Genomic DNA, 15,176 nt, shown 5'->3' on the forward strand with positions numbered 1-15,176 from the left:
AGCGTCAGGCGAGGTCGCGGCGGAGGCGCTCCCTGTCGGGCTTGCCGGACGACAGCAGCGGCAGGGCCTCCACGGGAACGAGACGCGAGGGCCGCGCGTGCGGGCCGATCCCGGCGCCGACGGCGTCGCGCGCGATGCGCAGAAGCTCCTCCGCCCGCTCGTGCGCGTCCGGCGCGTCCGACACGATGACGGATGCTTCGCCCCACCGCTCGTCGGCGACGCCGATCACCACGGCGCCGTGCAGACCTGCGATGCCCCGCACGACCCGCTCGACGCGGTCGAGGGAGACGTTGATGCCGCCGGAGACGATGACGTTGTCGATCCGCCCCTGCACCCGCAGCACGCCGTCGTCGATCACGGCCTCGTCGCCCGTGCGGTACCAGCGGGTGCCGTCGGCGTCGAGCGGGAAGGCGGCGGCGGTGCGGTCGGGGTCGCCGAGGTAGCCGTCGGCCAGCGTCGGACCCGACAGCTGCAGCTCGCCCTCGACGACGCGCATGCGCGTGCCGTCGAGTGGCACGCCGTCGTACACGCAGCCGCCGCTCGTCTCGGTCGAGCCGTAGGTGCGCACGATGCGCACTCCGGCCGCCTCGGCGCGCTCGCGCACCGCCGCCGGCAGCGCCTGTCCGCCGATGAGCACGGCCTCGAACGACCGCGCCGCCCGCAGCACCGTGTCGTCGTCGGCGGCGGCGTCCAGGATCGTCTGCAGCTGCGCCGGCACGAGGGAGGTGTATGACGGCACCCGCACGCCCCCGCGCGCCGACGCCATCGTGAGGGCGGCGGCGGCGAAGGCCTGCGGCGTGAAGCGTCCGCTGAGCACGGCGGGCTCGCGCCCGGCGACGGTGGCGCGGACGAGCACCTGCAGGCCCGCGACGTAGGTCGCCGGCAGGGCGAGGAGCCAGGCTCCGCTCCCGATGCGCTCCGCCGTCGACATCGCCGACGCGGTCAGGGCGCTCCGGCTGAGCACGACGCTCTTGGGCACCCCCGTCGAGCCGGATGTGGTGACGACCACCGCCGTGCCCGCCGGAACCTCTGCGGGCAGGCGGCCGGCGGGAGCGCCGAGCGCGAGGGCCGGACCGGCGCCGTGCAGCGCGGACTTCAGGGCGGCGAGGATGTCGCGGGGATGGTCACCCGCGGGCGCTTCGAGCCTCATCGCCGCTCGCAACTCCACGCATCGGAGGCGGTCGAGGGGGCAGCATCCGGCCGTCTCGCGGGTCGCCCCCCGTCGCGGGCGCGGATCCGTGGAGTTGCGCGCGCGGACAACTCAGTACTGCCAGGGGTAGGGGCCCCAGTCGGGGTCGCGCTTCTCGAGGAACGCGTCGCGCCCCTCGACCGCCTCGTCGGTGCCGTACGCGAGCCGCGTCGCCTCACCGGCGAACACCTGCTGTCCGACGAGCCCGTCGTCGACGGCGTTGAAGGCGAACTTCAGCATGCGGATGGCGGTCGGAGATTTGGTCAGGATGCCGCGGGCCATGCTCAGCGCCTCGCGCTCCAGCTCGGCGTGCGGCACGACGCGGTTCACGGCGCCCATCTCGTGGGCGCGCTGCGCGGAGTACTCCTCGGCGAGGAAGAAGACCTCGCGGGCGAACTTCTGGCCGATCTGGCGCGCGAAGTACGCCGAGCCGTAGCCGGCGTCGAAGGAGCCGACGTCGGCATCGGTCTGCTTGAACCGGCCGTGCTCGGCGGAGGCGATCGACAGGTCGCACACGACGTGGAGCGAGTGCCCGCCGCCGGCGGCCCACCCGGGCACCACGGCGATGACGACCTTGGGCATGAAGCGGATCAGGCGCTGCACCTCGAGGATGTGCAGGCGTCCCGCGCGGGCCGGGTCGGGCGCCGAGGCGTCGTCGGCGGCGTACGTGTAGCCGTCCCGTCCGCGGATGCGCTGGTCGCCGCCCGAGCAGAACGCCCAGCCGCCGTCCTTGGGGCTCGGGCCGTTGCCGGTGAGGAGCACGACCCCGATGCGCGGGTTCTGCCGCGCATCGTCGAGCGCGCGGTAGAGCTCATCGACCGTGTGGGGCCGGAAGGCGTTGCGCACCTCTGGTCGGTCGAACGCGATGCGTGCGATGCGGCCGTCGAGCGAGACGTGCGCGGTGATGTCGGTGTAGGCCTCGGCGCCGGGAGCAAGCTCCCACTCCGCCGGATCGAACAGGTCGGAGACCGTCACGCGCGGGCGCCGTTCCGGGCGTCCCGCCAGTCGAGCCAGCGCTGCACCTGATCGAAGTCGGGCGTGCCGGGCGCCCAGCCGAGGGTGTAGAGGCGCACACCCGCGTCGTAGAGGGCGTCCGCGTCCGCGGCATCCCGGTTCTTGAGCTCGTTCGAGACGATGAGGCCCGAGACGTCGCGCTGCTCCTGCTCGGCCCAGCGGTCGATGACCGACAGCTTGTGCGCGAGTCCGGCGGCCGGGACGAAGCTGTGCCAGATGTCGGCGTGGCGCGCCACGAGGCGGAGGGTCTTCTGCTCGCCGGCGCCGCCGATCATGACGGGGATGCGGCGCGTCGGAGCGGGGTTCAGCCGGTCCCAGCGGGCGACGACGCGGTCGAGGCCCTCGGCGAGGTCGTCGAGGCGCGATCCGACCGTGCCGAACTCGTAGCCGTACTCGTCGTAGTCGCGCTCGAACCAGCCCGAGCCGGTGCCGAAGATGAAGCGGCCGGTGCCGTCCTTCGCGCTGATGTGGTCGATGGTGCGGGCCATGTCGGCCTGCAGGTCGGGGTTGCGGTAGCTGTTGCAGTTGACCAGGGCGCCGAACTCCACGCGCTCGGTCTGCTCGGCCCAGGCCGCGAGCATGCTCCAGCCCTCGAAGTGCGCGCCGTCGGGGTCGCCGTGGAGGGGGAAGAAGTGGTCCCAGTTGAAGAGGATGTCCACGCCCATGTCCTCCAGCCGGGCCGCGGCGTCGCGGATCTGGCCGTAGGTGGCGTGCTGGGGTTCGATCTGCACGCCGAGGCGCACGGGGGTGTCGAGGAGCATGCCCTCAGCCTAGGCTCGCGCGGTCGACAGCGTCCCGGTCGCTCGTGCGCGCCCCGGAACTCCGAAACCTCGCGTGATGGTCGCTCCTCGGCGTTCACGGCGCGAGCGGGTGGCGGCTGCCCCGGGGCAGGGCAGGATGGGGGCGTGACCGATGACGCTCCGCTTCCCCCGCTCGCCGACATCCTCGACACCGCGCGGGTGGTGGCGCTGCCACTGGTCACCCGCTTCCGCGGCATCGACGTGCGCGAGGCCGTCCTCATCGAGGGGCCGCAGGGCTGGACGGAGTTCTCCCCCTTCGTCGAGTACGCCGACGACGAGGCCGCGACCTGGCTCGCCGCCGCGCTGGACTTCGGCTGGAACGCGCAGCCCGCTCCCCGGCGCGACGCGATCAGGGTCAACGCCACCGTGCCTGCGGTGGCCGCGGCATCCGTCCCGGAGGTGCTCGCCCGCTTCGACGGCTGCCGCACCGCGAAGGTGAAGGTCGCCGAGCCCGGGCAGCGTCTCGACGACGACGTCGCCCGCGTGCGCGCGGTGCGCGCGGTGATGGGCGAGGAGGGACGCATCCGCCTCGACGCCAACGGCGCATGGAACGTCGACGAGGCCGAGCACGCGATCCACGCCATGGCCGAGTTCGACCTCGAGTACGTCGAGCAGCCGTGCGCGAGCGTCGAGGAGCTCAGCGAGCTGCGCCGGCGGGTGAAGTACATGGGCATCCCGATCGCGGCGGACGAGAGCATCCGCAAGGCGGAGGACCCGCTCGCCGTCGCCGAGGCGGGCGCAGCGGACATCATCGTCATCAAGGCCCAGCCGCTCGGCGGCGTGCGCCGCGCCCTGCGCATCGTCGAGGCGGCCGGCCTCCCGGCGGTCGTGTCGAGCGCGCTCGACACCTCCGTCGGCCTCGGCATGGGCGCCGCCCTCGCCGCCGCGCTGCCCACCCTGGACTACGACTGCGGTCTGGGCACGGCGTCGCTGTTCGCGCGGGATGTGACGGGCACGGATGCTGCGGCCTCCGCTCTCGCGCCCCGCGGCGGTGTCATCGAGGTGAGCCGTGTCGCGCCCGTGGCGGCGCTGCTCGACGAGCTCGCGGCGTCGGCGGACCGGCGCGCGTGGTGGCTCGAGCGGATCCGGCGCACGCACGCGCTCCTCGCCGCGCGGACGGCACCGCAGGGCTGAGCCGCGGGCGACCGGCTTCAGCCGACGAGCACCTCGGCGAGCGTCTGCATCCGGAGGCTGACGACGCGGCAGAGGGCCTCGTCGTCCAGCCCCTCCATGGCGGCGCGCGAGGCCGCGGTCTCCCAGGTCTCCAGGAGCATGCGCGCCATGGCCTCGGCCGGCAGCCGGAAGGTCAGCCCTCCCGCGCGGCCCACGTCGGCGACGATCTCCGCCACGCGGGTGATCATGGCGTCCTGCCACGCGAGATAGCCGGCGGCGAGCGCCGCATCGCGGAGGGCGTGGGTGCGGATCTCGCTGAGCAGCAGCACGTCCTTGCGGCTGTCGTGCTCGACGTCGAGCAGCCGGCCGACGAGCTCGGCGGGGCGCAGGCTGCCGACGGCCTCGGGGTCGAGCTCGCGCACGCGCGCCGTGACGGCGCTGAGCTTGTCGTTGGACACCCGCGTCGCGAGCTCGAGGAACAGCTCGTCCTTCGAGGCGAAGTTCGAGTAGAAGGCCCCGCGCGTGAATCCGGCGCGCTCGCAGATGGCCTCCACGGAGGTGGCGTCGAGGCCGTCCTCGGCGAAGACGTCGGCCGCAGCATCCAGCAGTCGGCGACGCGTCCGTTCGCGGCGGGCGCTCGAGACGATGACGTCGGTCATGCGCCTCCCTCCTGTGGTCTGCTCATTCTCACACGCGACACCCAGGCTGCCCGGGCAGTCCCTTACGATACACTCATGTATCGGATACGCCGGTGTATCCCCCGATCGCCCTGATCCCGGAGGCACCGTGTCCACCCTGCTCTACGCCCTCGGACGCTGGTCGTACCGTCACCCCTGGCGCGTGCTCGTCTCGTGGCTGGTCCTTCTCGCCCTCGTCGGCGGTGGTGTGGCACTGCTGGCCAAGGGCACCGACAACAGCTTCGCGATCCCCGGCACCGAGGCTCAGGAGGGCATCCAGCTGCTGGAGCGCACGTTCCCGCAGGCCAGCGGCACGAGCGCGCAGCTGATCGTCGTCACGGCCGACGGCGACAGCATCGACGCCGACCCCTACCGCTCCGACATCGCCGCCGCCATCACCGACCTGCAGGGGCTCGACCGCGTCGCCGCCGTGCAGGATCCCTTCGACGACATGGTCACGGGCCTCGTCTCGGACGACGACCGCGCCGCCATCGTGCGGCTGCAGTTCGACGGTCAGGCCAGCGACGTGCCCACCGGGACCGAGACCGCTCTCCAGGATGCCGCGCAGTCCCTCCGCGACGACCTGCCCGCCGGCAGCAGGGTCGCCGTCGGCGGCGACCTCTTCTCCTCCTCCGTGCCGGCGCTGTCCATCACCGAGGCCGTCGGCATCCTGATCGCCCTGTTCGTGCTGATCATCGTGTTCCGCTCGCTCGTCGTCGCCTGGTTCCCGCTGGTCAGCGCGCTCATCGGGGTCGGACTCGCCATCGCCCTCATCTACATCTCGACGGCCTTCGCCACGATCTCCTCGACCACCCCGCTGCTCGCGATCATGCTCGGGCTCGCGGTCGGCATCGATTACGCCCTGTTCATCGTCGCGCGACATCAGGATCAGGTCCGTGCCGGGATGTCGCCGGAGGAGTCCGCCGCCCGCGCCACCGGCACAGCCGGATCGGCCGTCGTCTTCGCCGGCATCACGGTGCTGATCGCCCTCATCGGCCTGAGCTTCGCCGGCATCCCGTTCCTGACGACCATGGGTCTGGCCGCCGCCGTGGCCGTCGCGATCTCCGTCGTCGTCGCCATCACGCTGACCCCTGCCCTGCTGGGGTTCGCCCGCGGGCGGGTGGCCGGCTGGGGGCACGGGATGCTGCGCTCCGGCGTCGGTCCTCGTCGCGGTCGCCGCGGCGCGGGCCCGGCCGGCGCGTCCGAGGAGGACGTGCACGACGAGGAGGCCGGCGACGATGAGGCCGGCGCCGACGAGCCCGCCGCCGTGATCCCGCTGAAGACGAACCGCTGGGTGGCGCTGGTGACGCGGCATCCGATCGTCACCACCGTGTCGGTCGTCCTGCTGCTGGCGATCGCGGCGATCCCGGCCGCGAGCCTGCGCCTCGCCCTGCCGAACGCGGGTGTGCAGCCGCCGTCGAGCGAGGCCCGCCAGGCCTACGACCTCACCGCCGAGTACTTCGGACCGGGGTCCAACGGCCCGCTCATCATGACCGGCACCATCGTCACCTCGACCGACCCGCTCACGCTGATGACGGACCTGGGCAGCGAGATCGAGAAGATCCCGGGCGTGAAGGAGGTCGCGCTCTCCACCCCGAACGAGACGATCGACACCGGTCTGATCCAGATCGTCCCCGCGACGGCACCCGACGACCCGGCCACCGCCGAGCTCGTCCGCACCCTCCGCGCCCAGCACGACCGCCTGCTCGACGAGTACGGCGTCGATCTCAAGGTGACGGGTTTCACCGCCGTCGGCATCGACATCTCCGACCGGCTCGGCGCCGCACTCGTCCCGTTCGGCGTCTTCGTCGTCGGCCTGTCGCTCCTGCTGCTGACCATGGTGTTCCGCTCCATCTGGGTGCCGCTCAAGGCCGCCGTCGGCTATCTCCTCTCGGTCGCGGCGTCGTTCGGCGTCGTGGCAGCGGTCTTCGAGTGGGGCTGGTTCGCCGATCTGCTGCACGTGACCCGCGAGGGACCGGTGATCAGCTTCATGCCGATCATCCTCATGGGCGTGCTGTTCGGCCTGGCGATGGACTACGAGGTCTTCCTCGTCTCGCGCATGCGCGAGGACTACGTGCACGCCCGCCGGGCCGCCGGTCGCGGTGGACGCGATATCGCCGTCGCGGCGGTGCGCTCGGGCTTCACGGCCTCGGCGCGCGTCGTCACGGCCGCCGCGGTCATCATGTTCGCGGTGTTCGCCGCCTTCGTGCCCGAGGGCGACTCCTCGATCAAGCCCATCGCCCTGGGTCTGGCCGTCGGCATCGCCGTGGACGCGTTCCTCGTGCGCATGACGCTCGTGCCGGCCGTCATGACGCTGCTCGGCGACAAGGCCTGGTGGATGCCGCGGTGGCTCGACCGCGTGCTGCCCCACTTCGACATCGAGGGCGAGGCGGTGGAGCGCGAGCTCTCACTGCGCGCGTGGCCCGAGCCCGACACCCGCTCGATCGCCGTCGCCGCCGGCCTCGGCCTCACGGAGCAGGGCATCACCCTGTACGAGGACGTGGCCCTGCGGCTCGATCCGGGCGAGACCCTGATCGTGACCGGAGCCGGGCGCCGCAGCATCCGGGCGCTGCTGCTCACGATCGCCGGTCGGCTCTCCCCCACCGACGGCGCTCTCAAGGTCGCCGGGCACCTGCTGCCCGAGCGCGCGGCGTGGACGCGCAGCCACGTCGGCGTCGCCCTCCTCGGCGAAGACGACGACGCGTCGCCCGACGTGCTGCTGCGCCGCGCCTTCGCGGGCCGGCCGACCCTCGTGGTGATCGACGGCCTCGACCTCGTCACCGACCCCGCCGCACGCGACCAGGTCGCCGCAACCCTGAGGGACGCCGTGCTCGTCGCCCGCGGGGAGGATCGCACACTCACCGTCGTCGCCGGCGGCGAGAACGGCGAACGCGTCGCGCTCCTCGTCGGCGAGGCCATGCACACGCCCGTCGACCTCCTCGACCTCCGCCTGCCGCCGCGCCGCGACATCCCCGCTCCCACCGGCACCGCCCCCTCCCCGGCCCACGACGCCGACCTGACCACCGAGGTGCACGCATGACCCTTTCGCTCGAGCGCGCCCGTACGCGCACCCCCGTGACCTGGCTGACGATCATCGGCGTGATCCTGCTGCCCGTGCTCATCGGCGGCATCCTCGTCGCCGCGCTCTACAACCCGACCGAGCGTCTCGACGAGATGACCGCTGCGGTGGTCAACGCCGACGAGCCCGTCACGATCGACGGCCAGTACACGCCGCTCGGACGCCAGCTCACGGCCGGGCTCGTGGAGGGGTCGGATCAGATCCCCAGCAACCTCACCTGGGTGATCTCCAATGACGAGGATGCTGCAGCCGGCCTCGCCGACGGCAGGTACCAGGCCGTCGTGACCATCCCGGAGAACTTCTCCGCCGCGGCGACCTCGTCGGGGCAACAGCTGCAGGGCACCGGAACCGCGCAGCAGGCGCTCATCCAGGTCAGCACGCCGCCCGACGCCAAGATCGTCGACGACGCCATCACCTCGCAGATCACGCAGGCCGCAGCATCCATCCTGGGCCGGACCCTGTCCTCTGCGACCCTCGAGAACGTCTTCGTCGGGTTCACGACGCTCGGCGACCAGCTGGGCACGGCCGCCGACGGCGCCGCGCAGCTCGCCGACGGCGCCCGCCAGTCCTCCGACGGGGCGACGCAGCTCGCGGGCGGGGCGAACGACATCGCCGACGGCGTCGACCAGCTCGCCGGCGGCGCGGGCGGCATCGCCTCGGGCGCCTCAGGGATCGCGACCGGCGCGACGCAGCTGTCGTCGGGAGCCGCGCAGCTCTCCGGCGGACTCGACGCCACCGGCTCCGGCCTCGACCGCCTGGCCGCCGGAGCCACCGCCAGTGCGAACGGCGCACGGCAGATCGCCGACGGCGTCGCCCAGCTCCCGTCCGTGCCCCCTGAGGTGGTCGAGGCCGCGAACGGACTCGCCGCCAACAGCGGCGAGATCTCCCGACGGGCGACGGATGCCGCGGCTCAGCTCTCGCAGCTGGCCGCCACCTGCGCGCAGCAGGGCGGATCCGCCGAGCTCTGCGACGGGCTCGCAACGGCGTCGCAGCGCGCGGACGAAGCCCTGCCGGTGGTGACCGACGCGCTGTCGCAGTCCGGGCAGCTCGCCGACGGCGTCTCGAAGCTCGCGACCTTCGGGCCGACGCTGACCGCCGGTCTGACCGGCCTCGCCGACGGCATCGACGAGCTCGCGACCGGCGCGACGCAGTCCGCCGACGGTGTCACGCAGCTCGCCGCAGGCGCCGACGGCCTCGCCTCCGGCGCCTCGCAGCTGTCGGACGGGGCCTCCCAGCTCTCCGGCGGCGCGTCGCAGCTGGCCGGCGGCGCGACCACCGCCGCCGACGGCACCCGCCAGTGGAGCGCCGGCGCCGCCGCCCTCGGCGCCGGGGTCTCGCAGCTCGCGGACGGCAGCTCGACCCTCGCCGACGGCCTGCGTCAGGCCTCGACGGCCCTCCCCTCGCTCAGCGACGGCGGCGCGCAGAACCTCGCCGACGTCGTGGCCGACCCCGTCGCCGCCGAGGGCGCCGGCACGTCGCTCTTCGGCGCGGCGGCCGTGCCGCTGCTGGCGGTGCTGGCCCTCTGGGTCGGCGGCCTCGCGACCTACATCGCACTGCAGGCGGTGTCGCGCCGTGCGCTGACCTCGCGGCGGTCTTCGGCGATGCTCGCCCTCGCCGGCTTCGCGCCCGGCGCGGTGATCGGCGCCGTGCAGGGCCTGCTCGTCGCGGGAGCCGTGCAGCTCGCCGCCTCCTACTCCTGGAGCGACTGGTTCGCCTTCGCCGCCCTGTGCGTACTCGCGGGTGTGACCTTCGCCGCCGTCAACCAGGCGCTCGTGGCCGCGCTCCGCGGGATCGGGCGCTGGATCGGCGCCCTGGTCACCGTCTTCGCGATCGCGACCGGCGTCATCTCCACGGTTCCGGCATGGCTGACCTCGGTCGCGGGCCTGATGCCGACCGCCCCGGCCTACCAGGCGTTCATCGGCGTGCTGACGGGTGCCGGCGGCGTCGGGGCCGGTGTGACCGGCATGGTCGTCTGGACGGTGCTGTCGTTCGTGGTGACGGTGATCGTGGTGGCGCGTAGGCGCACGGTGGCCGCACGGGCCTTCGTCGCCGCATCCGCCCTTCCGGCCTGAGGCTCCGGCCGGCGGTGACGGGCCGGCAACGGGAGGCGGGGTCGTGGCGTTCGGCCGCGGCCCCGCCTCCGTGTTCTCACGCGCACCGCGCAGGTGATCGCGCGGTCACCCGTGGTCAGGCCCGGCAACGTGCGGGGGCGTGACGCGCGGTCGCGGGACCGTCTGCGCTGCGCGCGCGATGGCGGGGCGCAGAAGACATCCCGCCACGGCAGGCGACGCAGCCGGATCCGGGTGAGCTCAGCTCAGCTCAGTTCCGCCCAGCTCAGCTCAACTCAGCTCAGCTCAGCTCAGGCCGGAGTAGACGTGCAGGCCCTTGAAGAACATGTTGACGATCGTGAAGTTGAACATGACCGCCGCGAAGCCGATGATCGAGAGCCAGGCCGAACGCGTGCCGCGCCAGCCGCGGGTCGCCCGCGCGTGGATGTAGCCGGCGTAAAGCACCCAGATGACGAACGTCCAGACCTCTTTGGTGTCGAAGCCCCAGTACCGGCCCCACGCGTCGTTGGCCCAGATCGACCCGGCGATGAGGGTGAAGGTCCAGAAGATGAAGCCGAGGATCGCGAAGCGGTAGGCCAGCGACTCGAGCGCCTCGGCCGTGGGCAGGGTGCGCAGGAATCCCAGGCGCCGCGGGGGCGCGTCGTCGGCGGAGACGGATGCCGCCACCACGAGCGTGCGCTCACGCCGGGCCTGCATGAGCTGCAGCACGGAGAGGCCGAACGCGAGGGCGAACAGCGCCGTCGCGAGGGACGCGACGAAGACATGGATGACGAGCCACACCGACTTGAGGGGGTCGGCCAGCGGCACCACCTCGACGTAGAACGCGAGTGTCGCGCCGCCGAGGAGCAGCACCACCATGCCGGTGATCAGCGAGCCGAGGAAGCGCAGGTCGTAGCGGAACAGCACGACGAGGTACACGCCGACGATCAGCATCGTGCCGGTCAGCGAGAACTCGTACATGTTCGACCACGGCACGCGACCGGCCGAGATGCCGCGCGTGATGTCGCCGGCGAGGTGGAACAGGAAGCCCAGCACGGTCATCGACGTGCCGATGCGGGCCCAGATCATCCGCGGGGGTCGCACCGCACCGGCGTCGGACGCCGACGCGGGTGTCTCGGCGGCATCGCCGGCACCCCCGGAGACACTCGAGCCCCTCGAGGCGCCGACCGCCGCGAGCTCGCGCGGGCGCGACGCTGCGGCCTGCCGCTGCAGAGGGATCGCGTCGACGGCCAGGGCCGAGCGGCGCGCGAGATCCACGGCGTAGGCGATGAACGCGAGGGCGTAGATCGCGATGGCCGTCCAGACCAGGAGCACCGAGACCATGTCCAGCGAGAGGGGTTCGGTTGCGGGCATGTCGTCAGTCTACGCGCGGGTTCTCGGGGTGACGCAGGGATGTCTCGACGGCGTCGGTATGTCTCCGGGCGACCTGGTCGACGGCGTCAGCGAGCGTCGGATCCTCGCCGCGGGCGAGCCCGGCGTACTCGATCCGCACGGTGCGGCCGTCGGGCGTCGCCTTGACCCACATGCGGCGGCGCGGCACGAACAGGCCGGCGAGCAGGCCGAGCAGCGCGAGGATGGCGAACACCAGCACGAACGGCGCCGCGATGTCGCGGTGCACCGACAGCGAGACGTAGCGCGCGACGGAGCCGTCGTAGCCCGTGGCGCCGGCGGGGGCCTCGTCGTCGAAGGTGATCGTGCCGAGCCCGTTCGGCAGGTCGGCCGTCTCTCCCGGAGCGATCTCGATGGTCGGGGCGTCGACGCCGCGACCCGCGAGCTTGGTCATGTCGCCCGTGTCGAGCGTGTACACCGACCGCGGGGTGCCGTCGTCGATGCCGAGGTCGCCGGCGTAGACCTCGAGGGTCAGGACGGGATTGACCAGCGCGGGATACGTGGAGGTGAAGGCCCCCGACGCGAGCTGCGCCTGCGTCGGGTAGAAGAAGCCGACGAGTCCGAGCTGCTGCGGGAACCCGTCCGGCACCTTCACGACGCCGAGCGAGGTCATGTTCGCGTCCTGCGGCAGGAAGGGCACCGGGTCGGAGAACCGCACGTTCCCGTCCGCATCGCGGATGGTGAGGGTGGGCGCGTAGCCGTTGCCCATCAGATAGACGCGGTCGCCGGCGATCTCGAGCGGGTGGTTCACCCGCACGTCGCCCTCCGACGGCGTCTCGCCGGCGAGCTGCGTCGTGAGGTGCGCGACGAAGTCGCCCGCCTGCCCCGACCCCTGCGCGCCGAACGGCTGATAGGTCACGTCGAACTTGTCGAGGGTCATCGAGTAGGGCGTGAGCTGGTCCTCGTCGACGAAGCGCCCCGGGTTGAAGGAGGTGTAGTCCAGCAGCGAGTTGACGAAGGTGCGGCCCTCGATGAGCACGCTCTGACCGGTGTAGGTGAGCCCGCCGCCCACGCCGACGGCCACCAGCACGCCGACCAGCGCGAAGTGGAAGACCAGGTTGCCGGTCTCGCGCAGGTAGCCGCGCTCCGCGGAGACCGAGGGCGCGCCCCCCGCCTCGTACCGCTCGACGCGGTAGCCGGCGCGCGTGAGCTGCGACGCGGCGATGTCGACGGCGACGGATGCCGCGGCCGCGGCATCCTGCTCCGGTGCGAGTCCGAGCACCGTGGAGCGGGAGTCGTCCAGCCGGGACAGGCGGGCGGGCGTGCGCGGCGGCCGCGCGCGCAGCGCCTTCCAGTGGTGCTTGGTGCGCGGGATGACGCAGCCGATGAGCGAGATGAACAGCAGCAGGTAGATCGCCGAGAACCACACGGACGAGTACACGTCGAACAGCTGCAGGCGGTCGAGGATCGGCGCGACGCCGGGGTTGTCGGTGAAGTACTGGGTGACGCCGTTCGGGTCGGCGCTGCGCTGCGGAACGATCGAGCCGGGCACGGCGGCGATGGCCAGCAGCAGCAGGAGCACGAGCGCCGTGCGCATGGAGGTGAGCTGCCGCCAGGCCCAGCGCATCCACTCGATCGGTCCGAGGGAGGGCGAGGCGACGTCGACCATGCCGTCGGCGTGATCGGACGGGCGGAGGGGGTCGAGACCCTCGGCGTCGTCAGAGCGGGAGCGGGACACCTGCCACCACCCCCTGCAGCTGCACCATGAGGGCGCTCCACACGCCGGTGACCATGAGGAGGCCCATGACGATCAGCAGGACGCCTCCGATGAGGTTGACGGTGCGGATGTGCCGGCGGAGGAAGGTCACCGACCGCGTCGCCCAGCCGAAGCCGAGGGCGACGAGCACGAACGGGATGCCGAGACCGAGCGAGTACGCGAGCCCGAGGAGCGCGGCGCGGCCCGGGTCGCCGAGCGACCACGAGACCGAGAAGATCGCGGTCAGGGTGGGTCCGATGCAGGGCGTCCACCCGATGCCCAGTGCGAGACCGAGGAGCGGCGCGCCGATGAGGCCGATGCGCGAGCTCAGCTGCGGCCGGGCCGTGCGCTGGGCGAGTCCGAGCATGCCGATGAAGACGAGCCCCATGAGGATGACCACGACGCCGAGCAGACGGGTGAGGAGGTCGGCGTACTGCACGAAGAACAGTCCGACCGTTCCGCCGAGCACGTTGACGGCCATGAAGACGACCGTGAAGCCGGCGATGAAGAGCAGCACGCCCAGAAGCAGTCGCCCGCGGGTCGGTGCCTCCGCGGTCGCGGGGGCCGCGGCATCCGTCGACGGATCAGACGCCGTGCCGCCGACGAGGGCGCCCACCCGCGCGCGGCGCGGGGCGACGGCGCCGCTGATGAAGCCCAGGTAGCCGGGCACCAGGGGCAGCACGCACGGCGAGAGGAACGACAGCAGTCCGGCGGCGAGCGCCAGCGGGAGGGCGAGCCAGAGGGCGCCGCCCGCGACGATGTCGCCCGGGGTCACGACTGCTCCGCGAGCACGTCGCGGACGATGGTCTCGAGGATCGACGATTCGCTGAGCTGCCCGATGATGCGCGCGGCGACGCGGCCCTGCTTGTCGAGCACGAGCGTCGTCGGGGTGGCGTTGATCGGCGTCCGCTGGGCGAAGGCGAGCTTGAGCGCGCCGTCCTCGGCGGCGAGCGCGCTCGGGTAGGTCACGCCGTACTTGTCGGCGAAGGCGCCGGCCGTGGCGGCCGAGTCGGACGTGTTGATGCCCAGGAACGCGACATCCTGTCCCGCGAACGACGTGTACGCGGTCTCGAGGAAGTCGGCCTCGGCGCGGCACGGACCGCAGGCGGCGTACCAGAAGTTCACCACGAGCACCCCGCCGCGGTACTGGTCGCTCGAGACGGCGTCGCCCCGCTCGGTCGTGCCGGTGAAGTCCACCGGCGCCTCCCGCTCGGCGGGCGCGATCTCCTTGGTCTGGAAGCCGTCGGCGGCGATGAAGCCCTTGTTGTCGCCGGCGCGGTACTGGTCGGCGAGCGGGTCGCTGCCGCAGGCGGCGAGCCCCACGGCGAGCGCGAGGGCGAGAAGAGCGGATGCCGCGCGTGCGACTCCTCGGTTCGGTGTCATCACACTGCTCCCACATCGACGGCGCCGGAGTGCGCCGCGGGCTCGGCGTAGTCGACCTCGACCCAGCGCCCGTCCTTCTTCTCGAAGCTCGTCACGCTGGACAGGGCGCACCGCCGGTTGCGCGGATCGTGCCGCCCCGGAAGCCCGGCGACCGTGAGATGCGTCACCCAGATCGGCAGCTGATGCGACACCAGCACCACGTCGCCCGTCGCCGGCTTCGACCAGGCGTCGTCCATCGCGGCGAGCATGCGCGCGGAGATGCGCTCGTACGGCTCGCCCCAGCTCGGGACGGCCGGACGCCGCAGGTGGCGCCAGTTGAGCGGATTGGCCAGCGCGCGCTTCATGCGGCGGCCTTCGAAGACGTTGGTCGGCTCGATGATCCGCTCCTCGATGACCGGCTCGATGCCGAACAGCTCGGTGAAGGGCAGCGCCGACTCGCGGGTGCGCTGCAGCGGGGAGCAGACGAGGCTCGTCACCGGACGCGCGAGGCTGTGCACGTGCTCGGCCGCCGCGCGGGCCATGCCGCGACCGTCGACGCTGAGCCCGAACCCCGGAAGCCGCCCGTAGAGCACGCGGCGGGGATTGTGGACCTCGCCGTGGCGCACGAGATGGAGGCGGTCCGCTGGCACCCCTCCAGTCTACGGCGGCACCTTCTGTGCGGCGGCTGAGGGCGGCTGTGCGGCTGCCGTGCATGCGACGAGCGCCGCCCCGGGCTGCGCGGGCGCGAGGCCCCGGACGGCGGGCGCGGCCGGCGCGCGCCTGCGAGG

Annotated in this window: 12 protein-coding genes; 3 read left to right on the plus strand and 9 right to left on the minus strand. The window is 72.7% G+C overall.

What is annotated here, in order from left to right; all coding sequences use genetic code 11:
- Positions 1-4: 4 nt before the first annotated feature.
- The 3 genes from CVS47_RS12855 to CVS47_RS12865 form a co-directional block, all read right to left on the minus strand.
- Positions 5-1,150 (minus strand): AMP-binding protein, encoded by a 1,146-nt coding sequence (locus CVS47_RS12855; protein WP_127096434.1) that lies wholly within the window; start codon positions 1,148-1,150, stop codon positions 5-7.
- Between the two features lie 111 nt (positions 1,151-1,261).
- The gene (locus tag CVS47_RS12860) at positions 1,262-2,164 is read right to left on the minus strand and encodes a 1,4-dihydroxy-2-naphthoyl-CoA synthase (RefSeq protein ID WP_127096435.1); all 903 of its coding nucleotides are present in this window, start codon (positions 2,162-2,164) and stop codon (positions 1,262-1,264) included.
- Positions 2,161-2,964 (minus strand): LLM class F420-dependent oxidoreductase, encoded by an 804-nt coding sequence (locus tag CVS47_RS12865; protein WP_127096436.1) that lies wholly within the window; start codon positions 2,962-2,964, stop codon positions 2,161-2,163. Before CVS47_RS12865 ends, CVS47_RS12860 begins: the two co-directional genes overlap by 4 nt.
- A gap of 144 nt (positions 2,965-3,108) precedes the next feature.
- Here CVS47_RS12865 and CVS47_RS12870 point away from each other — a divergent pair, with 144 nt between their 5' ends.
- On the plus strand, positions 3,109-4,137 hold the full coding sequence (locus CVS47_RS12870) for an o-succinylbenzoate synthase (RefSeq protein ID WP_127096437.1): 1,029 nt from the start codon (positions 3,109-3,111) through the stop codon (positions 4,135-4,137).
- 17 nt (positions 4,138-4,154) lie between these two features.
- On the opposite strand, the gene CVS47_RS12875 is transcribed toward CVS47_RS12870, so the two are convergent.
- Positions 4,155-4,775 (minus strand): TetR/AcrR family transcriptional regulator, encoded by a 621-nt coding sequence (locus CVS47_RS12875; protein WP_127096438.1) that lies wholly within the window; start codon positions 4,773-4,775, stop codon positions 4,155-4,157.
- A gap of 127 nt (positions 4,776-4,902) precedes the next feature.
- On the opposite strand from CVS47_RS12875, the gene CVS47_RS12880 reads away from it, so the two are divergent.
- Together CVS47_RS12880 and CVS47_RS12885 are read left to right on the plus strand one after the other, a co-directional pair.
- Positions 4,903-7,833 carry an MMPL family transporter gene (locus CVS47_RS12880; RefSeq protein WP_127096439.1) on the plus strand — a complete coding sequence of 977 codons (2,931 nt, stop codon included), beginning with the start codon at positions 4,903-4,905 and terminating at the stop codon, positions 7,831-7,833.
- The gene (locus CVS47_RS12885) at positions 7,830-9,944 is read left to right on the plus strand and encodes a YhgE/Pip family protein (protein ID WP_127096440.1); all 2,115 of its coding nucleotides are present in this window, start codon (positions 7,830-7,832) and stop codon (positions 9,942-9,944) included. Before CVS47_RS12880 ends, CVS47_RS12885 begins: the two co-directional genes overlap by 4 nt.
- A gap of 282 nt (positions 9,945-10,226) precedes the next feature.
- On the opposite strand, the gene ccsB is transcribed toward CVS47_RS12885, so the two are convergent.
- The 5 genes from ccsB to CVS47_RS12910 are packed head-to-tail and all read right to left on the minus strand — an operon-like array spanning position 10,227 to position 15,038.
- Entirely contained in the window at positions 10,227-11,294 is a 1,068-nt protein-coding gene (gene ccsB / locus CVS47_RS12890; protein ID WP_127096441.1) for a c-type cytochrome biogenesis protein CcsB, read from the minus strand.
- A gap of 4 nt (positions 11,295-11,298) precedes the next feature.
- Complete coding sequence (gene resB, locus CVS47_RS12895) at positions 11,299-13,008, minus strand: cytochrome c biogenesis protein ResB (RefSeq protein ID WP_378790343.1); 1,710 nt, start codon at positions 13,006-13,008, stop codon at positions 11,299-11,301.
- Positions 12,989-13,801, minus strand: coding sequence for a cytochrome c biogenesis CcdA family protein (locus CVS47_RS12900; protein WP_127096442.1), 813 nt, complete (start codon positions 13,799-13,801; stop codon positions 12,989-12,991). The genes resB and CVS47_RS12900 overlap by 20 nt, the downstream gene beginning before the upstream one ends.
- On the minus strand, positions 13,798-14,409 hold the full coding sequence (locus CVS47_RS12905; protein ID WP_127096443.1) for a TlpA family protein disulfide reductase: 612 nt from the start codon (positions 14,407-14,409) through the stop codon (positions 13,798-13,800). Before CVS47_RS12905 ends, CVS47_RS12900 begins: the two co-directional genes overlap by 4 nt.
- Positions 14,409-15,038, minus strand: coding sequence for a histidine phosphatase family protein (locus CVS47_RS12910; protein WP_127096444.1), 630 nt, complete (start codon positions 15,036-15,038; stop codon positions 14,409-14,411). Before CVS47_RS12910 ends, CVS47_RS12905 begins: the two co-directional genes overlap by 1 nt.
- Between the last annotated feature and the right edge of the window lie 138 nt (positions 15,039-15,176).

Source organism: Microbacterium lemovicicum (assembly GCF_003991875.1).
Lineage (GTDB): Bacteria > Actinomycetota > Actinomycetes > Actinomycetales > Microbacteriaceae > Microbacterium > Microbacterium lemovicicum.